Consider the following 20,547-nt stretch of genomic DNA (forward strand, 5'->3'; position numbering starts at 1 on the left):
GAGCAATTTGTGTATAATGCACAAGTAAGGTGTCTGCTTTTGGTTTTACTTTAGGTCAACCGACCATCCCAGAAGCAGACAAAAGAATTAAATGTTTGGAGGAATAGCACATTAAAGGCGCTAACAACAAGGCTCAGGGCGACAAAGCCCGCATTAACGATGAGATTAAAGCCAGAGAAGTAAGATTAATTGGCAAAGACGGTGAACAGGTTGGTGTGGTTTCGCTAGCAGATGCTACGCGTGCCGCTGAAGAAGCGAGCCTAGATCTAGTAGAAATCAGTCCAAATGCCGAGCCGCCAGTCTGTAAAGTTATGGACTATGGCAAATTCCTCTTCGAAAAAAGTAAAGCTCAGAAAGAGCAGAAGAAAAAACAGAAGCAAATTCAGGTCAAGGAGATTAAATTTCGCCCTGGCACTGATGAAGGCGATTACCAGGTAAAACTGCGCAACCTGCGTCGCTTTCTTGAAGGTGGTGATAAAGCCAAAGTTACGATCCGCTTCCGCGGTCGTGAAATGGCGCACCAAGACATCGGTATCGATCTACTAAATCGCGTTAAAGGTGATTTGGAAGATATCGCTACCTGCGAGTCTTTCCCACGTCGTGTGGAAGGCCGTCAGATGATCATGGTGCTAGCCCCAAATAAGAAGTAGTAACGGTCTAAAGTTTTAAGGAATCTGCACCCTTAAACACCTTGCTGCTAAACATTAGCCGGTATGAAGTGACTGCAACACGAAAAATACCGATATTAAACAATGCGGAGTTTTAGCAATGCCTAAAATGAAAACTGTAAGCGGTGCCGCCAAACGTTTCAAGAAAACGGGTTCTGGCCGCTTTAAAAGCAAACAGTCTCACTTACGTCACATTCTGACTAAGAAGAGCTCTAAGCGTAAACGTCACCTTCGTGGCAAAAAACTGGTTCATGATTCTGATACCAAATTGGTTCAGCGCATGTTGCCTTACGTATAAGACTTAGGAGACTGATTAATGGCTAGAGTAAAACGCGGCACTATCGCACGTGCTCGTCACAAAAAAGTCCTCAAGCAGGCAAAAGGTTATTACGGCGCACGTTCACGTGTATATCGCGTAGCGGTACAAGCTGTAACTAAAGCTGGTCAATATGCTTACCGTGACCGTCGTCAGCGCAAGCGTCAATTCCGTCAACTATGGATTGCACGTATCAACGCTGCTGCACGTCAAAATGGTATGTCATACAGCCGTTTCATTAACGGTTTGAAGAAAGCGTCTGTTGAAATCGATCGTAAGATCCTTGCCGACATCGCAGTACATGACAAAGCAGCTTTCAGCGCACTAGTCGAAGCGGCTAAAGGCGCATTAGCTTAATTATTAACTAATTAAGTTTAAGTTCTTTCGGAAAAAGGCGAGCAGGATGCTCGCCTTTTTTCGTTTTTGGGGTTTAGATAACTCACTCTCTTCAAAGCAAATTTACCTTGTCGCCAATCTTGTATTCCTTCAATCGGCGAAGATAGACAACTTACTGAAAACGTTGCTGCAAATATTTAATAATTTCTGAAGACTCGTACAACCAAATATCCTTCTCCGGGGTTTGTATGCGTAGGCAAGGGGCTTGTACTTTCCCGCCGCCTTGCGCCAATTCATCACGATGCGGTGACCCATTAGATACGCTGCGTTTGCTAATAGGCAAATTCATTTTATATATAGCGCGACGTGTTTTAATACAAAAAGGGCATGCAAAAAATTGATAAAGTGTGAATTCTTGTACGGCTTTTTCGACTTGCTGTTGTTCTTGTGGTAATCGTTTAAGTTTTCTGCCACGAGTTATTATATCAAGTGAGGCGATAACTCCGCCAAGTGCGTTACGAATTAGGGAAATGAATAAGCGCAATTTTATGTCTTTATAGGTTGAGAAATAGAGCGGCGTAGTATAGCAAAATTTCTATATAGGATTCTATGTGAAGGGAAATGTGAATAAGCGCTAAGTGTTGAATCATAGCGAAAAGGTAAATCGCAACGGCTCATACTGATAAGTTAACGATTAATTTAGGCGATAGCACCTTTTCCAAAAAGCAACGCTCGTAAGGCCCCTTAAGAGATTTTCATATCTCGGGCGGCCAAACAGCTACCAAGTTTTATTTTGTAAAAGACAGGCCAGTAACTAGCTTAGGGGCGTCATCGATAGTAACGCTGGCGCTTCCTCAAACCGCAATTAAGTGGTTTTATAGTTAAGGGCATAGAAAAAGCGGCATACAGCCGCTTTTGTGAAATGTTAGCGTACGTTATCAATAGGCGTTCTTATTAATAAAGCCATTGAATACGGTCATAAATACAATTTTGATATCAAACCAAATAGACCAGCGGTGTATGTAATCTAAGTCGTATTCTACGCGCTGTACCATTTTGTTCGTTGTTTCAGTTTCACCTCGTAGGCCATTCACCTGTGCCCAACCTGTAATTCCAGGTTTAACCTTATGGCGCAGCATATAGCCAGTAATGATCTTTCGGTATTCTTCGTTATGGGCCACCGCATGTGGGCGAGGGCCTACAATCGACATGCGGCCTTGCAGAACGTTGATAAACTGCGGAAGTTCATCCAAAGAAGTTCTTCTTAAGAAGCCACCAATCTTAGTTAAACGCGCGTCATTTTTAGTGGCCTGTTTTACAACCGCTCCGTTATCTTGCGTGGTCATAGACCGGAATTTATAAACCGTAATTTGCTTACCGTCTAATCCGTAACGCTTTTGTTTGAAAATTACAGGGCCTTTGGACGTAAGCTTAACAGCGGCCGCAATCGCTAACATAGGGAGTGATATAAGCATTAAAATTAAGGTACTCAAAACAATATCTTCAAGGCGCTTCAATACGTCACTTGCGCCTTGGAACGGGGTGTCATAAACGCTAAGCGCTTGTACGTTACCTACTGTCTGCCAACGGGCATTTAATAGGTTGTACATGAAAAAGTTAGGGATAACGTAAACGTTAGCTGTGGTGTCGCTACATTGCTCTAAAATGCTGCGAATGCGGTTTTCTGCACTCATCGGAAGGGCAATGTAGATGTAATCAACTTCATTGCGCTTTGCCATCTCTATGGCTGCTTCTATATTCCCTAACACCGCACCTTGCATTTCGTGTGGTAATCTTTCAGGTTCTCGGTCATCGAAAAGCCCGTTGAACTTTATACCCAAATGCTCGTTTTGTTGTATCTGAAGAGCGACGTTTGCACCAAGTTGAGTAGCACCAATAATAATAGAGCGACGTGAGTTCAAACCACTTTTACGAATGCGAAATAAAAACTTACGCATTACAAAACGCCACATTATTAGTACAACAAATGACGAAGCGAACCATAATAGAATTGCTGGAGGGGGAGTTTTAATTTCTTGAACAAAGAAGTACCCCAACGACATGGTGCCGAGAACGCTCAAAGTCCAAGTTATTGCAGCAGCTCGTAGCATTTCAGGCGTTCTGTGTCCTCGCCAAGAACGATAAAGCTCAACACCTTCAGCTGATATCTGAAAACAGATAACATTAATAAAAAGCAGAATTAAGCTTGTGGTGTCTATCTGGGTTCCATAGTAGCCGGCAGACGAGTAATAGAGAATAGTGACTAGCGAAAGATCGATAAGTCTGTAAATAGTAGAGAAGCCGCTTTGGTTTCGAACCACCAAGCCCCCACTCGTGCTAGGCTCTACAGGGTGAGCCTTCAACGCTTTGTTAGATTCTACTCTATTGTCCATTTAGGTTATCTCTAAGTGAAATACGATGCCCTTAGCGAATACTGTTGGTTGTTTAAAACATGCCATGACGTATCTGTAGAAAAGCAGTAAAGACAAATTATGCTGATTTCTTTTTTAAGCAATATTGATGCCTGTCCTCGTCTAGGCAACGTCAAAGGAGTTGAGGTTGCCTAGTATTATCGAGGTTTTACTCACTCGATTCGAGACTGTACGTATCAATGATAACAATATTCTTTGCTGATTGTAATTTTATTACAATCAGCAATATATTTCGTTCTAATTTGGTGCAAAACAAGTAGAATATGTATAGATCACTTTTCATTAATTACTTAAATGAGATAGCATTATATTATAGCGCAACATTCAGACACATAGATGAAACAAAGCGTAAGTAACATTTTTCATCATATTTAAGTTAGTAATGTGCACAGAACTAGGTTCTGAAGCATCTTATGGAGTTTAGCTTCATATGCAATCAGTTAGTGTTGAAAGAATTTAAAAGCGGCGCGTCTATTGCATGCTTAGGAGGGTTTCTTTCAGAATCTCGGTAACAACAGCGAGAATACTGCAAAGAATGCTCACTTTGAGGAAAAGTGAGCATAGGGCGAATTCATTTTGAAGAAACCATGTCTCAAAACACATTATATTTTACACAAAGGTCGTCGAAGAAAGGAAAAATCATGAGAAAATGGACCAAAAGCATTACAGCGTTGTCGGTAGTTTGCGCCACGCCGACATTGTATGCTCAAGAAGCCGGGCGAATTCAAGCTGGGCAATTCGATTTAATACCCTCATTTTCGTCGTCGATGGCTTACGTAGATAACGTCGCCTATGCTCGAGATGATGACCCAGAAATCTACAGTTGGCGCGCTACGCTTTCTCCTGAGTTAATTGCCGCGACAGAAGTAGATGGCAACCCAGTTCAATTAGGTTACAGGTTAGAGCGAGGCGAGTATTTCTCTAGCAGCAATGACAATTACACTGACCATTTTATTGAGGCGTCGGGCGACTTCGATATAAGCAGCCGCCATCGCGTAAGCGCGCTAGCACAATATGAAGATGGTCATGAAGATCGAGGAACTGGTTTTTCGTTAGGTCTTGGAACAGCTATTACTACTCCGGACAGATATAAAAGTACCTTCTTCGGTGGCGAGTATATGTATGGAGCTGTCACATCAGAAGGCTCATTAACGGTAAAAGCAAATCGCGAAACCCTTGATTATGATAGGTCTGAGCAAGCTTATTTAATTCGAGACCGTGTGAAGAATAGAGTGGGTGCAGAGTTCGGATACAGAGTGAGTTCGGCAACTACGGCCGTTCTTGACGTAACACAGACTTATGTTAGATACGACAATCAAATTGGAATTGAAACTCGTGACAGTGACGAAACACGCATTCTGCTTGGTGTGAGGTGGGAGTCGACAGCTGCTACTACTGGTTTTGCAAAAGTAGGATACAAAGAAAAAGATTTTGAATCTGCCTCCAGAAGTACCTTTTATGGCACAGACTGGGAAGTTGGTGTGGAATGGGAACCTGTTTCATATTCAACATTTCGTTTCTCGACCAGTGCAGATACTCGAGAAACAAACGGTGAAGGAAACTTTATTAGAGGCAGAGATTATTCTGCTTCTTGGAGACACGAGTGGTTAGAACGCCTAAGTTCCTCTGTTAGCATTACCCGTGATACGAACGAATATGTACTTGATGACGAAGGTATAGAGAATCGTGATGACGAATTAATGCGTTACTCTGCTTCTTTAGATTATCAGGCGCGTCGTTATTTGAGGTTCTCGTTGTTTTACCAATTGGCTGATCGTGACAGTAATAGAGAACTTATTGGTTACGATAGAAGCGTAGTAGGATTATCTGCAGAGGTTACGTTGTGAAGATAGGTGTAGTTGTTAGTTTCTTCTTTATTTGCTCTTTGTTTCTTTCTAATGTTGCTATAGCCCAAGAAGGCAACCTAAGTATGAGCCAATATCAATTAGGCTCTGGTGATAGAATACAAATAAGCGTCTTCGGTCAAGAAGACCTCTCTATGGAGGTCCGTTTACCCGATGTAGGAACTATTAACTATCCATTTTTAGGTGAAATTAAACTGGTAGGTATGACAGCCGCTGAGGTTGAACAACTCATTTATAATGGGTTGCTTGGGGATTACCTCATTAACCCGTCTGTATCTGTTGCCATTGTAGAATATCGCCCGTTTTTTATCGACGGCGAAGTGAAACGCCCCGGTGGTTACGCTTACCAGCCTGGCTTGTCGGTTAACAAAGCCGCTGCCTTAGCTGGTGGTTATACTGAGCGCGCTGCACGTGACAAAATCACTATTATTCGAGAAAAAGACGGTCGAACTAACGAGTTCACTGTAACAGTAAGCGATATGATCCAGCCTGGTGACATTATCACCATCAATCAGCGTTTCTTTTAATCTATACGTAGCGTTCAGGAAAAAAAATGGCAGTAAATAGCAGGGAAGAGTTGAATGCCGGTGTGTTTGAAAATGAAACCATCGATATTGCTCACTATCTTGGAATTATAAAGCGTTACGCATTTCGTATTATTTCGCTAGCAGTTGCGTTCACAATACTAGTGGCACTGCTTGTAATGCGTATGACGCCCATGTTTACCTCTACCACTACTATTTTAGTCGAAGCTGACAAAGCAAACGTGGTTTCAATTGAAGAAGTCTACGGCTTGGATACAAAGCGCAAAGACTATATGCAAACCCAGTTTGAAATACTTCAATCTCGTCAAATTGCAGAGCGCACTGTTGAAAGTCTTTCGCTGTGGACTAATGAAGACTTTATGCCCGCGCAGGAAGAGCCTGGAGTTGTTGACAAACTTAAGGTTAGTCTTTTGGAAGCACTGCCTTTTTTGCCTCAGGAAGAACCGAAAGACCTCACGGATGAGCAGGTTTTAGCGGCTAAAAAGCGCAAAGCTACATCTATGTTAATGAGCGCTTTATCTGTTGAAATGGTTGATAATACCCAGGTGATGCGCATTACCGTAACAACCGAGTCTCCGCAGTTGTCAGCAGATTTAGCTAACGCGGTTGCTGACGTATACATTGAGAACTACCTTCAAGCTAAGTTAGATATGACAGCTAAGGCAACCTCATTCCTTACTGATAGTCTAGAAGGCTTGAAGCAAAAGTTAGATGTTGCTGAACGAAATTTGGCAAGGTTCTACGAGGAAAATCAAGTAGTAAACATTGATGGTGTTGTTGGTTTAGCCTCTGAAGAACTAGAGCAATTAAGTAAACAATTGTTGGATGCGCAAACTGCACTTAAATTAAATGCAGTTATTTACAAGCAAACACGAAATGACGTCTCACTAGACGATATTGCTCGTTTACCTGAAGTACTTAATCACCCGACAATAAGAGACGCTCGTCGTGACGAAGCTAAAGCGATGACGCGTGTTAGCGAACTGAGCAACGTATTTGGCCCCAAACACCCGCGTATGATTGCTGCTAATGCAGAACTTTCATCAATTAGAGAAACTTTGAGCGGCCAGGTACGTGATCTTATCCAAAGTATCACAACTCAATATGAAGTATCTGAAGACAGGGTTGAACAGTTGGAAAGAGAGGTGACGCGAGCGAAAGCCGAATTCCGTAGCCTATCTGCACTAGATAATCAGCGCAAAGCACTTCAGCGAGAAGTTGACATAAACCAGCAGCTATATAACTCGTTCTTTACACGTTTAAAGGAAACCGACGAATTAGGTGGTTTCGAATCTGCCAATGCACGAGTGCTTGACTCTGCTTTGCCAAAATATATACCTTCCAAACCGAATAAGAAGCTATTAATTGGTGCTGCCTTTGTTTTTAGCGTGGGCTTTGGCGTATTTTTAGCTATTGCAATGGAAACACTTAATAGCGGTATACGTTCTGTTGAGGACGTAGAGCGTAAACTAGGGCAGCGTATGCTTGGCTTAATTCCTTGGTCACCGCATAAAAAGAAAACCGACTTGCCAGTGCGCTCTTTCTTTGATGGGAAAAAACATCAGTTTGCCGAATCTGTTCGTACCCTACGTACCAGTTTGTCTTTGTTAAACTTAGATAAGGAACAACAGGCAATAATGGTAACGTCAAGTGTACCTAAAGAGGGTAAAACTACGGTTTCTATTAACTTGGCATTTGCACTAGGGCAGCTAGATAAGACTATCCTTATTGATGCAGACTTGCGTCGACCTAGTGTTGGAAAACAGTTCAATATTCCTAACTATCAGCCAGGTGTAGCAAATCTTATTTTAAAATCGCATACTTTCGATGAGTGCTTAGTAAGAGATGAAGAATCAAATATTGATATTTTGTCGGCGGGTACAATTCCGTCTAACCCACAAGAATTATTATCAGACAAAGGTTTCAACGAACTAATTCAACAGTTGAAAACCCAATACAAATACGTGGTTATCGACACGGCACCTACTCAAGCGGTAAGTGATTCTATGGTTATAGCGAACTCTTGTGACTCGGTAATTTACGTTGTACGTGCCGACAGTACCAGCGAAAAGCTAATCAATAATGGGCTATCTCGTTTCTTACAAGTAGGTCATCGTCTTGATGGCGTGGTACTAAATCAAGTAGACTTACGCAAATCAGGAGCAGCACAAAGGTATGCTGGTTTTTATGACCAATACGGATATACCAGTCATAAAAACAGCTAGCAGTATTTATTGATAGATCTACATAGCCATATATTACCTGGCATCGACGATGGTGCCAGGTCGTTAGATATAGCCTTAGAAATGGCACAGCAGGCTGTAGATGGCGGAGTTCGCCATATGGTTTGCACACCTCATATTCATAAAGGTTATTTTGACAACACTTCCAGCTCCATTGAGCACGCTTTTAAGCAATTCCATAAAGCAGTTGTTGACGCATCTATTCCACTTTCTCTGTCTTATGCCGCGGAAGTTCGTGTAAACGAATTGATTCCTGTTTGGTATAAGCAAAACGCTCTACCTTTTTTAGGCCATTACAATGGCAAGCATATCCTTTTACTCGAAATGCCACATAGTCATATACCACAAGGGTTAGATGCGCTTACTAAATGGCTTTTAAAGAATAATGTACAGCCACTTATTGCTCATCCGGAACGTAACCGAGAACTTTTAGCTCAACAGCATAAATTTAATTGGTTGCAGCGCTTAGGGTGCATGTTCCAAGTGACTGCAGGCGCGTTAACAGGGCGTTTTGGCGAGAAAGTAGAAAGGTTCGCGTTAACTATGATGGAAAGGAAAGCGTTTCATGTTGTAGCGTCAGATACCCACGACCTTATTCGCCGCCCTAATGACATGAAGGCAGCTTTTGAGGTAGTGTCTGAATTCAGTACTGAGTTTGCTAACGAGGTTTTTATCACAAGGCCCGGTGCGATTGTGTCGGTTACGAGTGATAGCGAGTAAATAATGTATAACCGTTTACTTAACTTGCTTACAGAGCCCAGAGCGATGATTAAATGGATAATGCTTTTAATTGCTGGATACAGCTTCGTATGGAGTATGCAGTTATTTAAAGCGGGGAACGCGTACTACAGCGTAAAAAATGATATTGAGATATGGCAATTGTCTCCAGAGAAAGCCTCGACACAGGAGGTTAATTACGCCATAAATAGAATCAACAAAGCTCTTACCTACTTCCCCGATAATGCGTTGTACTATCAAATGCAAGGCCAGTTATTCGAGTGGAAGGCCATTACCAAAATGAGAGAAAAAAGCGTATATAGCATGAATGCTGGCTCGCAAAGTAAGATATCTGATCTTCAAAAAGCAGCGGCTAGTTACGAAAAAAGCCTGAAACTAAGACCGACTTGGAGCGGTAGTTGGGTTGGACTAGCTTCGGTAAAACTTCAGCAAGATGAAATAGATAGTGTATTTTATGAATACCTTGAAAATGCGAAGAGAGTAGGTCCTCAGGACGCTATAGTACACAAGTTTATAGTAGAGTTTGGCTTAAAGATGTTTAACTCTAGATCCATTCACTACGTTAAAACCAAAGACCTATTGAAGCACCATTTAGATTTAGGGATTCAAAACCCTCTTAGTAGAGATTATGTGCTAAAAACTGTTGAAAATTACAAAGCTAATGAAACCGTTTGTAGATGGTTACGTGATGCCAGTTACCCAGTAAGAAAACGAATTCCAGATTGCATAAGTTACGACTAATTGACTTTGTTTAAGAACGTGTTGTTTGATACCTGTGAGGGCTATTTAAAAAACATTTCGGGCATATAAGTTATCCAGCTAACCATTGCCCTTCAGCCAGTCCCATAAGCCTAGAGAAAAGCCTTCAAATAAGTTAATGCCAAGCCAACTTTTTAATATATAAAGAAGCACTAACCCTACCACAAGGGACACACACAGAAATAGTGCAATAAAGGCTGCCATTACCAGCTTGCCAATTCTACTTTCAGTTCGTGAAAGGTCGCGTTTGTCTCGTCCCGCTAGCAAAACAAAATAATACCGGCTTCGTAATAGCCCTATAGTGCCTCTTACATCAACCTTATGGGTTCCCCAGCGACGACCAGCGAGTGCGGTATTTAAGTGAAACAGTTGATCATCGGTAAAAGAATCGGCTACGTCTTTAGGCATGCGTGTGAGCATATGCTGTACATTAGGTTCTTCTTTTATCGGTCGCTTAATCTTCAATACCACGCAGAGCCTCTTATCTTGTTAAGACAGTACTTATTTACTTACCTTATTTCTTCCCATAGAAATATCGCGGCTTAGCGCACCTAGCGCTAGTAGCACTATAAATATAGCTGTGTTTGCCGGTGCTTGTAGAGGAAAGTCGACGGTGCTGTGTAAAGCCATGCCGATAATAGCCATAACACTGGCAAAGGCAACACCTCTTGGTAACGGGTGACGTCTATGGCGAATGGCACTTAATGCGCTTTTAGAACACAGCAATACCAATGCAGCAAGTAGTGCAGCACCGACTAGACCAAACTCAATAGTAAACTGAAGGTATTCGTTATGGGCATGATCGTAAAAGTGTTGGATAGTGTCGCTTTGAAACTGTGGGTATACCGTATAAAAAGTACCGCCGCCTGTTCCCAAAATGCCGTGCTGATTAAGTATAGGAAGCGCGTCAGTAATTACTTCATCTCTACTTTCTTGTGCTAAATTTGTTTGCTCAAGGCGCTGCTGAACTTGTTTAAGGCCGAAAAGGCTACTTACGATAAGAATATCTATCACTAACATGCTAATAAATAAGACAACATAGTTTTTTTGGCGGGGTTTGAAATAGATTAGACCTAATGTAGCTGTAATAGTCATAGCGATAAAAAACGCACTATTACCCATGCGCGATCGCGACATAACTAAGGCAATAACCATAATAATAATACCTATGCGAAACAGTACTTTATTACTTAGCCAAAAATGCACTATTCGGCGTAATCGCTCTCTATGGCTAGAACCTACTTGTATACGCAGGCTGGCTATCATGTAGCCAATTGCTGCGCTTAGACAAAGAAGTAGAAAGTTAGCGTAATGGTTTTTATAAACAAAGCTTCCAGTAGCAATGTAAGAAACAGGAAGTTTAAAAACCAAACTGTATTTTAAACCAGACAAAACCTCTAGTGAGCCATAAATAGCTTGAAAAACTCCAGCAGCACTTATCACTATTAAGGTATATCTAAGGCGTTTAGCCGTGTTAATAAGTGTTAGCGAAATAAAGAACAAGAAGCAATAGGCCAGGGATTTAAAAAACGTTATGTCGCTTTGCCCAACATCGAAACTTAACGAAAGCCATTGTGACTTTATATCTTTTAACTGCCCCATATATTCGTTCAGTAGAATATGAACCCGCTCTGGGCGAATAGCTTCAACGACAAAAAAGGGGAGGGGGACTATATTAATAAGTTGCCAAGCTAAGAACGCCAGCCAAATAAATACTAGCGATTTATATTGTACATATAGCTTTGAAAGGAGCGATTGGTGAGTAATTAACAATATGCCGCCAATAAAAAAAAACGACATTTGCATTAGTGCCCATGCCCAAGGGCGGTTAGCGCCTAACGATAGGGGAAGCCAAAATAAGGTAAATAAAAGAAAACCGAAAAGAAACTTTTCGGTTTTCTGAAAATTAAATATAACCACTTACAAAGCGCTAGTTGTGAAACTTGAGTATAACTTACTTAGTTAGCTGAAATCGTGGTATCGCCGCCACCAGCACCTGCTGCACCAGTGCCTACGCCTAGCGGTGAAAAAGCATTGCCCGCTCCACCTGCTGCCGTAGCTGTTAATGTACTTGGGTCAATACCCGCGTTGATAACCGCCAGTAACGCATCTTCTTCTGTGATAACCTGCATTTGAAGCGCAATGTTATAAATTTCATCGGCGCTTTCAGGAAACATCAATATAGCGATGGTAACAACTTCTGATGGTTTTTCGGGCATTTCACCAAAACCCGCTATTGCGATTTCAAATCCGCTAGCGTTATCATTTAGAAGCGCCACCATTGATTGATACTCGGCATTGTTGTCGGTTAGGTAGGTTAAACCGGCTGCATCAAAAAACATGCCTTCGTCGAGCACTGTCTGACTTATTTCTGAAGCGGCCTGTTTAACGGCAACACCTTTTTCAATGTCTGCCAGTAAGATACTTCTTATCTGCAAGCCCGGAACGTTTTCTTCTTGAGCAAAAGAAATTGTTGAGACAGCGATAAAAGCGCAAAAAAGCACAGATAATAAAATGTTGCTACGCATACCTTATCCTTCAATAAATACATCGGGCTAGCTTCTTGCTAACGCCATATCTTTATATTGTACAACAAGTGAACGAGTTAGATCTCTTTTTTATTAATCATTTTTCAAAATTAGTTGAATATTATTGCCACAGCATGGGTTTTGCAAAATAAAAACCTTGTTGGTAGACAACATCTAATCGAGTTAACGCCACCGACTCTGCTTCATTTTCAACAAGTTCTGCTATAACACCAATACTTAACCCACGAGCAATGCTTAATAAACTTGTTACAAATAACTGACTGTCTTTATCTGCGTGAATCTCTTTTGTTAGTTTGCCAGATATTTTTACAAAATGAGGTTGTATAGCTCTTAACCCAGCTAACGATGCAAGGTTTTCACCAAAGTGTTCAATCGTTATCTTACATCCTAAACTTACCAACGACTTACATAAGGATATCGCTTCGTCTTTGTGATGAATTAAAGCTGAGTCTTCTAGTTCAAAGATTAAATGTGTGCAGAGTGCTTTATTTTGGTTCAATAAGCTAAGTAGCCATTGTCTGAAAGCAGCATTAGCTAACGATGCGTTCGCTATGTTAATAGCAATATCGCGTTTGTTTGATGCTAATTTTTGAACCACTAAGCTTACCACTAGCTTATCCACTTCAGGAATCAAGTTTAAACGCTCTGATGCTGGAATAAGTTGCGACATGGGTATTGCATTACCACTACTTTTTTCTTTAAAGCGTGCAAAGGCTTCACAGTAGCTCGGTGAGTTTAATTTAACATCCATAACAGGCTGAATGACTATGTCGGCGTACTGTTGCTGCAATATGTGGTTTAAACGCTCTTTCCACGCGGTATTGCTGTGGATGAGGGAAAGTTCAGAGGCGAACTGCCAACCGTTGGGTTGTTTAGTTGCCGCCATAAGCGCGCTGTCAGCATTTTCCATGATTTCAGAAAAAGACTGCTCGTCGTTAAATTGTGCTGCACCTATCCAAACGGCTTTACTGCCATCTTTAAGCGGGTTGCAGCGGGATAGGTTAAGGCTTAATGTTTGTAGGTGCGCCTCGCAATCTTGCTTAGTCATTGCTTCTGTAACTAGAACAAAATCAGCGCCCGACACCCTAAATAAAAAAGCACTTTCTTGAATGCTGGAAGTAAAGCTTTTCAGTTCTTTAGCCACTTTGGTTACGTAGCTGTCGCCCTCTTGCGCACCCAATGTCATGTTAATAGCGTTTAATTGCGCAAGGCGTACCAATATCACGTAGCCTTCGTCAGTAGTGGCCGTTTTACTGAGAAGCGCGTTCATATGCCGTGTAAAGGCATTTCTATTTTGCAGTCCAGTAAGACTATCTTCATAAGCCTGAACTCTAAACTGCTCAGCCTTTTGAGTAAGCTCTTTAAACATAACCTCAACAGATGAAGACAGCCGATTCACTGCTTTAGTTATAAAGGATAGCTCCTTAGTGAAAGGCTTATAGTTGATGTGGGAAAACTTTTGGTTTTGAATGTCATCAATTTTATCAACTACAATGCGAAGTGGTTTTGTGATTGCAGTTATAATGAAAAGCAACGCAATATAGGCAAAAACGAATGCGGCAAAAAACATAAAGGCGCTTTGCTTCACGCTTTCCCACAAGGTTTTATTGGCAAGCCCTGGGTGACTTTGAACCGCCAGTTCTCCCGCCATCGTCCAGCCATTATTTAGTTCGGTTTTCTCAACGGGTGGAGTCACTTCCACAATATCTGTAAACCAGGTAGGAACAGTATCGACCGTATCAGGGTTACGTCTTTCAATCAGTAAATTGCCTTCCATGTCGGTTATGGTTATATATTGATAAAACCCTCTATCAAAAATAGCGTTTACCATTGTCTCGGCTACGGCAATACCATTGGCCTCTCCCAAGTGTGGAGTAATTGAAAGCCCTAGAGAAGTGGCGGTATCCTGCGCATGAGTAGCAAGCTGCTCGTTTACATATTCTCTGGTTAGCTTCACGTTAATAATGAATGAACCAGCAAAAACCAGTATCAAAAAAACGAGTAAGCTTGTACTTAGTTGGGTAGATAGTCTCATTATTCTTTTTTATCTCCGTACATATCGCGGTCTAGCCGCTCTACCATATCGTCCCACATCTTCATCGGTCCGCTTCCCCTCAGTTTACGGCCCGTTCCCATAGCTTTTGCGGCCCACAAGCCGTTACCATTAAAGCTATAAATGGGTGACAAATCTCTTCTTTTATTCGCAGGCAATATACGCCTATTTATATTGTCCAAAACAAGTGGAATAGAGGTTGGGGTTTCATAATACGCCAAAACCATATGTGACTGGCGCAATTCCAAAGCTGTGACGTACATCAAACGAAGCTTAGATTCAGGGATACCTAGCTCAATTAACGAAAAGTATTTCGCTATCGTATAATCCTCACAATCGCCTGCGCCTGTGGAAATGAATTCTATTGGCGTGGCCCAGTAATCTTTTTGCTGCCAATGAACAAGGTCGTCAACAAAATCGAATCGGTTAAAAAAACGATTTACTGCAAACAGTTGCTCATCTATATCTTCGGCTTGTAATTCGCTTACAAGTTGTCGCCATTTAGCTACATTCTCACTAGCATCCCTACCGTAAATTGTATTTATTCTAGAATACACCTGTTCGGTGAATATGCTTTTTTGTTGGGCAATGGAGGAACTTAGTACCGCTAAAACACCGGCTACGAGTAAACCAACGCACATGCTTTTACGCTTAAAACGCAAGATTTTTGAGGCTTTAAAAGCTGAGCTAGTGTGACTTTCTTGATGCAAACCGTAAGTACTTTATGTAATGGATAAGAAATAAGTGTAAAAAATGTTTCACCACAACCGCGTATAGTAGCTTGCGAATTAGTAGCGTTATAATCTCAAAGTTATTAGAAACTTGAAAGGTTTTTAAGCAATACCTTTTGCTTTAATCGTTTAATGATACTTATTGGCATGGTTCGTGTTTAATAATCAATGCAGGAATCGTGGTGTTATAAAGGCCACAAAGTTTTATCTAGCAAAATAATACAATGCCAGACTGTACTGGATAACGACAACTGTTATCATATAAGCCTAACTGCAGTTTAGTTAAAAGTAGAAGGAACATTCATGGGTTACTCAGCGCGTCCGGCGGTGTTTATCATTAACTCACTTGAAGGCGGTGGCGCTGAACGAGTTATGGTTAAATTATTAACCATAATGAAAGCGTATTTCGATTCAAAAAACATTCCTGTTCATCTTATTCTTCTTGATAATCTGCCCGAATCTCAGGTTTGCCCGAGTTATGTAAACAAAATAGTGCTGAATTCCGAAGGTAGCTTGGTAACTGGCTATAGACAGCTAAAACCCGTTTTAGCAAAACTAAATCCAGCTTTTTGTTTTAGCTTTTTAACAAGAAGTAATTTTCTAAACGTGGCCTTATCGAAGCGTTTAAAGTTTAAATCGATAATAAGCGAGCGGGTTAACACAACAAGTCACCTTTCTGGGGGGCTAAAAGATGGTGTGAGCCGCTTGTTAGTTCGTTTGCTATACAATAAAGCGAACAGTGTTGTAGCTGTATCTGAAGGTGTAAAAGCGGATCTTATCGATAACTATGCGGTATCGAGAGACAAAGTATCGGTGTTATACAACCCTTACGATATTGAACAGCTGCAGGTCCAGGCATCTGATAGCGTGACCGATTTGCCAGCAAAGCCCTACATTATTGGGGTAGGGCGATTAGTCAAAAATAAAAACTTTTCCTTACTACTTAAGGCCTACGCAAAAGCTAACATACCAGAAAACTTATTAATTCTGGGCGTGGGCGATGAAGAAACGACTCTTAAAGCGTTAGCCAAAGAACTAGGAATTGAAAATAAAATACAGTTCCTTGGGTTTAAAGCTAACCCTTACCCATACTTAGTTAACGCAGAGTACTTTGTGAGTACGTCGAATGCAGAAGGGTTCCCCAATGCCATTGTTGAAGCTATGTGTTTGGGAAAAGCGGTGATAGCGACGAATTGTGAATCGGGACCTGCGGAGATCCTTGCAGAAAAATACCCTTACAGAGTAAGTGGTGCAAGTGAGGAAAAAAACGGTATTTTGTGTGAGCTGAACAGTGTGGAAGGCGTTACAGAGGCACTGGGTAAGTTTAAATGTATGTCGGTACGTCACTCGTTCGCGTCTAGAAGTTCGCAGTGTGCCGAAAATTTTTCATACAAAGCGTTTGAAAATAAGTTAATTCAACTCATCTCACAGGTAACTGAGTAGGCATGTTCGACGCAGTAAAAGTGGTAATAGGGCTTATTAGTCTAGTGCTGGTGTACCGCACTATTGTGGGAAATTGTAACAAATATTTGGCATTTGCTATCTGTGCAATATGGCTTCGCTTTTTCTTATCTGCGTTCCATACGATAACCTACCCACCCTTAGTTGCAGGGTTCTCTATCAATGCGCTGGGCAGCATTAGTGTTGCTGCCTTAGGGCTTTTCTTCTTGCCCAAAGGGATCTTTGCACTTAAAAAACTATTTCCGTTTTATTTGTTTTTCGTATGCGTCGCAGTTAGTGGCTTTGTCAATATGAAGTTGCCAGGCACTATAAATGTGTTGGTTAAATGGTGCTATTTTTTGGTGCTTGCGGGTGCCTTATTCCTATCGTTAAGGGTTCAAGGGCAAAATGAAACGTTTAAAAAACTTCTTGTCGCCTTTTTCATGCCAGTAGCGCTGCAAATAATGTCGTTTGCACTCGGGTATGCTAAGGCGACGGAATCAGACGGCTCTGTCAGCTATATCGGCGGTTATAATCACGAAGCGGCGTTTTCTATGGTAATTGTAGCCTTCATTTTCGTGGTCGGGCTCATTGAACGCGGCAGACTTAGATATAGAACAGTACTTTTTTCTGTTTCCGTACTGCTGTTGATATTGGTTAACTATCGAACGTCAATCCTTACAGTGCTGCCAATTGCTGCGGCATTCTATTTCACATTAGTTGAACAGCGTTTGAAGCCGGCGCAGAAAGTTCCAGTCCTCATTGTTTTTGCAATGATTTTTTTCGTCGCTTTTCTCGTTCTGTCCTTTTCGATGAGAGAGCGCTTTGCTGATATTGGTATACTGCTAGGTAACCTAGACTTGGTCTTCAAGGCCCCAATGTACTTTTCCGAATCAGATCGCGATATCATGTCTTCTCGCGTATATATTTGGAGCCAGTATATCGATGCGTTTAGAAACGCAAATGTGGTGCAGCAATTCCTTGGCTTTGGTCCAGACGCTTGGAAATTGAGATTTGAGCTGTATGCGCACAATACTTTTGTCTCTTACATTTACGAATATGGTGTGCTTGGATTCATGAGCTTTGTTTTTGTATGCGGCTCTATAGTCATCGGTGCGCTTCGGCTTTATGACAAAAAGCTATCGAAAGTAATGCTGTTTTCTTTTGCTGGGTTCATCGCAATGAATATGGCGACCATGCCTTTATGGAATATAGAGGGGTTAATATTTTTCGCAATTTTTAACGCAATCATATTCGCCAACCCAAATTCTGAAGCCCGTCGTGGCTATGCCATTAATATAAAGAGCACTGTCAATGCAAATTAAAGATAAAAGTGATTATGACGCTTTTTTACAAGCCGATCTTGATGCGCTAGGTATAAAAACAACCCTTAAAAATAAACTGACTCACGATATTTGGCACTTCCAAAAATTATTAAGAAAAGTTGAATTCTTTATTAATTGCAAACGAGGGCTGGTCTTTAAAGTATATACCCAATTTCTGCGGCTAAGATTACGTAATAAGGGAAGAAAGCTGGGCTTTTCCATACCACCAAATGTGTTTGGACCTGGCCTATCGATAGCACATGCGGGCACTATTGTCGTTAACGCCAATGCAAAAATTGGCGCGAATTGCCGTATTCATGTTTGTGTAAACATAGGCGCAGATATAACAGACGGAAGTAAAGCGCCTATTATCGGCGACAATTGTTACATAGGCCCTGGGGCAAAGCTTTTCGGCGGTATCACTCTGGGAAATAATGTGGGCATTGGCGCCAATGCAGTTGTAAACAAAAGTTTTGGTAGTGATGTAACAATTGCAGGTGCGCCTGCACGAGTTATTAAAGATGTTGGGCCGTCAGAATATAGGAGCCAGAATTAGATGAAGGTAGCTATTGTTGGCTTGCGTGGTATTCCAGATGTGATGGGCGGCATCGAGTCGCATTGTCAAAATATATACCCTATTATCAGCAAAGAAGACGTAGAGTTGACAGTAATAGGTAGGAAACCTTATCTAACTGAAAAGTCTTATGAATATAAAGGTGTGAGCGTTATTGGTCTGTGGTCGGTACAGAATAAATTTCTTGAAACATTTTTGCATACTTTTATTGCAATACTGTATGCAGGGTTTGTGGTGCGTCCCGACATACTACATATTCACGCTATCGGCCCTGCTTTATTTACGCCTCTAGCTCGTATATTGGGGATGAAAGTGGTTGTTACTCATCACGGTGCAGACTATAACCGCCAGAAATGGAATAAGTTTGCTAAATTTGTTTTGCAGTTTGGTGAGCGAATGGCCTGTTTGTTTGCAAACCGCGTTATTGTTGTAGGTCGTACGCTGACAGATGAGCTAAAAAGCAAATTTGCAAAACATTCTAGCGAGATCCTTTTTATTCCGAACGGTACATTGACGCACTTTGGACAGGACTGTACTACTGCAGACTTACCTGTTGATTTAAACTTGAAAGATAAGTCCTACGTTTTGGCTGTAGCTCGACTAGTTCCAGAAAAAGGGCTTCATGATTTAATTGATGCATTTAAAGCGAGCCAATCTTCGTTGAAATTAGTTATCGTTGGTGACGCAGACCACAGTGATTCGTACTCTCAAAGTATAAAAGGCGCTGCGAGTGAAAACGTGATTATTGCTGGACGCAGAAAGGGAAAGGCGCTACAAAGCCTTTACAAACATGCGAGAGTATTCGTGCTGCCGAGTTATCATGAGGGGCATCCAATTGTAGCTTTGGAAGCAATCAGTGCGGGAACTGATGTGATTTTATCGAATATTGAACCCAATTTAGATCTCGCGCTTTGTAACGATTGTTACTTTGAGGTAGGTGATGTTCAAAGCCTTGCTCAGAAATTGAGTGATGTAGAGTCACTCAACTTATCAGTTTGTCGAACAGAGTTTTTAGCAAGATACGACTGGCAGTCAATTTCTCAAAGTACACTTAATGTATATCGCGAAATTATGGATACGCCCAAAAATGGATAATAAAAAGCTAAGCGTAATCTATATCCTGTCAGAAAAGTCATCGGGCTCTAGCTTTTTGCACAGAAGCCTAGTGAATGCACTTGGCATTGATAATTACCCGAAAACGAAGCACTTTGAGTCAGAAACGCTGTATTGGACTAAAGCGGCTTCAGTTCTCTGTCTGCCGCAACTTAAAATGTTGGCTAGTGCAGTGCCTTACAGTCAAGATCAGGCTCTTAAAGAAATAAAAACATTTTTGATTGAAAATCTTGGTGAGCTACCCGTACACAAAAACGACAAAGAGCTTATTTTCAAAGGTTGGTTTCTGCTAATAGAAAAATTTGGGCCAGTATTTATTGAAAAATCTCCTCATCATCTTCTGCAAAGTAGTGTACTGGAGTTAATGAGAGCCTTTGAGAAAGAGTACGAAAGCGAAGTGCAGTGTCACTACATTGGCATAGTCAGAAACCCAAAAGATGTTTTCTTATCTCAGTTCCGCCGCTGGAATGTCAGCTTACCGTTGTTGGAAAATCAATGGCTGGTGAACTACATGAATTGGTTTTCTTTTACTAAGCAAGTTGGCAGTAGCCATATATTAATTCGCTACGAAGATTTAGTGGCGAAGCAAATGGAAATCGTCGACAAAATATGCAGACAAGTCGGTCTTGAAAATGCATTAAGCATTAAAGAAAAAGCGAGAAAAGGGAAAGCCGCTAAGCAATCTTCGTTTTTTGGATATAGCTTTTCTAGTTCGGTAATTTCTTTGTCGCAAATGATGGGATATTCTGCCGATGAAGTGCAAGGTAAACCAAACTTAAAATGGCGGTTTTATTCTGCATATATTCGCTACTTATATAGCCCCGCGAAAAAGTTTTACGTACTACTAAAAGGATAGGTAC

General features: G+C 41.3%; 20 protein-coding genes. 13 read left to right on the forward strand and 7 right to left on the reverse strand.

The genetic code is table 11. The features are described from left to right. Positions 1-110 precede the first annotated feature (110 nt). The 3 genes from infC (at position 111) to rplT (ending at position 1,341) form a co-directional block, all read left to right on the forward strand. Positions 111-650, forward strand: a complete 540-nt coding sequence (gene infC / locus ACXAER_RS16425; RefSeq protein WP_179985174.1) for a translation initiation factor IF-3 — start codon at positions 111-113, stop codon at positions 648-650. A 118-nt stretch (positions 651-768) separates the two neighbouring features. Next, positions 769-966 carry a 50S ribosomal protein L35 gene (gene rpmI / locus ACXAER_RS16430; RefSeq protein ID WP_012518091.1) on the forward strand — a complete coding sequence of 66 codons (198 nt, stop codon included), beginning with the start codon at positions 769-771 and terminating at the stop codon, positions 964-966. A gap of 18 nt (positions 967-984) precedes the next feature. Next, complete coding sequence (rplT, locus tag ACXAER_RS16435; RefSeq protein ID WP_012518092.1) at positions 985-1,341, forward strand: 50S ribosomal protein L20; 357 nt, start codon at positions 985-987, stop codon at positions 1,339-1,341. 151 nt (positions 1,342-1,492) lie between these two features. Here the strand turns inward: rplT and ACXAER_RS16440 are convergent, their stop codons facing one another. Together ACXAER_RS16440 and ACXAER_RS16445 are read right to left on the reverse strand one after the other, a co-directional pair. Next, positions 1,493-1,864, reverse strand: a complete 372-nt coding sequence (locus ACXAER_RS16440) for a glutathione S-transferase N-terminal domain-containing protein (protein WP_474831127.1) — start codon at positions 1,862-1,864, stop codon at positions 1,493-1,495. Between the two features lie 394 nt (positions 1,865-2,258). After that, a complete protein-coding gene (locus tag ACXAER_RS16445) occupies positions 2,259-3,713 on the reverse strand; it encodes an undecaprenyl-phosphate glucose phosphotransferase (RefSeq protein WP_474831129.1) in 1,455 nt (484 codons plus the stop codon). Positions 3,714-4,393: 680 nt separating this feature from the next. Here ACXAER_RS16445 and ACXAER_RS16450 point away from each other — a divergent pair. The 5 genes from ACXAER_RS16450 to ACXAER_RS16470 all read left to right on the forward strand — a co-directional run bounded on the left by ACXAER_RS16450 (position 4,394) and on the right by ACXAER_RS16470 (position 9,884). Next, on the forward strand, positions 4,394-5,599 hold the full coding sequence (locus ACXAER_RS16450; protein ID WP_474831131.1) for an outer membrane beta-barrel protein: 1,206 nt from the start codon (positions 4,394-4,396) through the stop codon (positions 5,597-5,599). Positions 5,600-5,682: 83 nt separating this feature from the next. Continuing rightward, positions 5,683-6,144: a polysaccharide biosynthesis/export family protein gene (locus ACXAER_RS16455; protein ID WP_474831133.1), complete on the forward strand. Its 462-nt coding sequence runs from the start codon at positions 5,683-5,685 to the stop codon at positions 6,142-6,144. Between the two features lie 26 nt (positions 6,145-6,170). Next, a complete protein-coding gene (locus ACXAER_RS16460; protein ID WP_474831135.1) occupies positions 6,171-8,387 on the forward strand; it encodes a GumC family protein in 2,217 nt (738 codons plus the stop codon). A gap of 9 nt (positions 8,388-8,396) precedes the next feature. Further along, positions 8,397-9,125: a tyrosine-protein phosphatase gene (locus ACXAER_RS16465; protein ID WP_474831137.1), complete on the forward strand. Its 729-nt coding sequence runs from the start codon at positions 8,397-8,399 to the stop codon at positions 9,123-9,125. Positions 9,126-9,128: 3 nt separating this feature from the next. After that, positions 9,129-9,884 carry a VpsP family polysaccharide biosynthesis protein gene (locus ACXAER_RS16470; protein ID WP_474831139.1) on the forward strand — a complete coding sequence of 252 codons (756 nt, stop codon included), beginning with the start codon at positions 9,129-9,131 and terminating at the stop codon, positions 9,882-9,884. Between the two features lie 78 nt (positions 9,885-9,962). Here the strand turns inward: ACXAER_RS16470 and ACXAER_RS16475 are convergent, their stop codons facing one another. The 5 genes from ACXAER_RS16475 to ACXAER_RS16495 form a co-directional block, all read right to left on the reverse strand. Beyond that, positions 9,963-10,373: a 3-phosphoshikimate 1-carboxyvinyltransferase gene (locus ACXAER_RS16475; protein ID WP_474831141.1), complete on the reverse strand. Its 411-nt coding sequence runs from the start codon at positions 10,371-10,373 to the stop codon at positions 9,963-9,965. Between the two features lie 30 nt (positions 10,374-10,403). Then, on the reverse strand, positions 10,404-11,822 hold the full coding sequence (locus ACXAER_RS16480; protein ID WP_474831143.1) for an O-antigen ligase family protein: 1,419 nt from the start codon (positions 11,820-11,822) through the stop codon (positions 10,404-10,406). Positions 11,823-11,860: 38 nt separating this feature from the next. Next, a complete protein-coding gene (locus ACXAER_RS16485; protein ID WP_474831145.1) occupies positions 11,861-12,430 on the reverse strand; it encodes a hypothetical protein in 570 nt (189 codons plus the stop codon). A gap of 121 nt (positions 12,431-12,551) precedes the next feature. Then, the gene (locus ACXAER_RS16490) at positions 12,552-14,486 is read right to left on the reverse strand and encodes a bifunctional diguanylate cyclase/phosphodiesterase (protein WP_474831147.1); all 1,935 of its coding nucleotides are present in this window, start codon (positions 14,484-14,486) and stop codon (positions 12,552-12,554) included. Then, entirely contained in the window at positions 14,486-15,145 is a 660-nt protein-coding gene (locus ACXAER_RS16495; RefSeq protein WP_474831150.1) for a transglutaminase-like cysteine peptidase, read from the reverse strand. The genes ACXAER_RS16490 and ACXAER_RS16495 overlap by 1 nt, the downstream gene beginning before the upstream one ends. Positions 15,146-15,538: 393 nt before the next feature. Here ACXAER_RS16495 and ACXAER_RS16500 point away from each other — a divergent pair, with 393 nt between their 5' ends. From ACXAER_RS16500 to ACXAER_RS16520, 5 genes are read left to right on the forward strand one after another with little or no spacing between them, the layout of a single operon-like run. Further along, entirely contained in the window at positions 15,539-16,678 is a 1,140-nt protein-coding gene (locus ACXAER_RS16500) for a glycosyltransferase (RefSeq protein ID WP_474831152.1), read from the forward strand. Positions 16,679-16,680: 2 nt separating this feature from the next. Then, complete coding sequence (locus ACXAER_RS16505) at positions 16,681-18,000, forward strand: O-antigen ligase family protein (protein ID WP_474831154.1); 1,320 nt, start codon at positions 16,681-16,683, stop codon at positions 17,998-18,000. After that, on the forward strand, positions 17,990-18,556 hold the full coding sequence (locus tag ACXAER_RS16510) for a serine O-acetyltransferase (protein ID WP_474831156.1): 567 nt from the start codon (positions 17,990-17,992) through the stop codon (positions 18,554-18,556). Before ACXAER_RS16505 ends, ACXAER_RS16510 begins: the two co-directional genes overlap by 11 nt. Beyond that, positions 18,557-19,669 (forward strand): glycosyltransferase family 4 protein, encoded by a 1,113-nt coding sequence (locus ACXAER_RS16515; RefSeq protein WP_474831158.1) that lies wholly within the window; start codon positions 18,557-18,559, stop codon positions 19,667-19,669. Continuing rightward, positions 19,662-20,543 carry a sulfotransferase family protein gene (locus tag ACXAER_RS16520; protein WP_474831160.1) on the forward strand — a complete coding sequence of 294 codons (882 nt, stop codon included), beginning with the start codon at positions 19,662-19,664 and terminating at the stop codon, positions 20,541-20,543. Before ACXAER_RS16515 ends, ACXAER_RS16520 begins: the two co-directional genes overlap by 8 nt. Positions 20,544-20,547: the final 4 nt, after the last annotated feature.

The sequence above is a fragment of the Alteromonas sp. AWJ4_199 genome (genome assembly GCF_056159165.1).

Excerpts from the sequence above, each read along its gene's own strand:
- ACXAER_RS16500 (WP_474831152.1), top strand. The coding sequence starts at position 15,539 with ATGGGTTACTCAGCGCGTCCGGCGGTGTTTATCATTAACTCACTTGAA.
- ACXAER_RS16515 (WP_474831158.1), top strand. The coding sequence starts at position 18,557 with ATGAAGGTAGCTATTGTTGGCTTGCGTGGTATTCCAGATGTGATGGGC.
- ACXAER_RS16445 (WP_474831129.1), bottom strand. The coding sequence starts at position 3,713 with ATGGACAATAGAGTAGAATCTAACAAAGCGTTGAAGGCTCACCCTGTA.
- rpmI (WP_012518091.1), top strand. The coding sequence starts at position 769 with ATGCCTAAAATGAAAACTGTAAGCGGTGCCGCCAAACGTTTCAAGAAA.
- ACXAER_RS16450 (WP_474831131.1), top strand. The coding sequence starts at position 4,394 with ATGAGAAAATGGACCAAAAGCATTACAGCGTTGTCGGTAGTTTGCGCC.
- ACXAER_RS16470 (WP_474831139.1), top strand. The coding sequence starts at position 9,129 with ATGTATAACCGTTTACTTAACTTGCTTACAGAGCCCAGAGCGATGATT.
- ACXAER_RS16505 (WP_474831154.1), top strand. The coding sequence starts at position 16,681 with ATGTTCGACGCAGTAAAAGTGGTAATAGGGCTTATTAGTCTAGTGCTG.
- ACXAER_RS16490 (WP_474831147.1), bottom strand. The coding sequence starts at position 14,486 with ATGAGACTATCTACCCAACTAAGTACAAGCTTACTCGTTTTTTTGATA.
- ACXAER_RS16455 (WP_474831133.1), top strand. The coding sequence starts at position 5,683 with ATGAGCCAATATCAATTAGGCTCTGGTGATAGAATACAAATAAGCGTC.
- ACXAER_RS16485 (WP_474831145.1), bottom strand. The coding sequence starts at position 12,430 with ATGCGTAGCAACATTTTATTATCTGTGCTTTTTTGCGCTTTTATCGCT.
- ACXAER_RS16495 (WP_474831150.1), bottom strand. The coding sequence starts at position 15,145 with ATGTGCGTTGGTTTACTCGTAGCCGGTGTTTTAGCGGTACTAAGTTCC.
- ACXAER_RS16460 (WP_474831135.1), top strand. The coding sequence starts at position 6,171 with ATGGCAGTAAATAGCAGGGAAGAGTTGAATGCCGGTGTGTTTGAAAAT.
- rplT (WP_012518092.1), top strand. The coding sequence starts at position 985 with ATGGCTAGAGTAAAACGCGGCACTATCGCACGTGCTCGTCACAAAAAA.
- ACXAER_RS16520 (WP_474831160.1), top strand. The coding sequence starts at position 19,662 with ATGGATAATAAAAAGCTAAGCGTAATCTATATCCTGTCAGAAAAGTCA.
- ACXAER_RS16510 (WP_474831156.1), top strand. The coding sequence starts at position 17,990 with ATGCAAATTAAAGATAAAAGTGATTATGACGCTTTTTTACAAGCCGAT.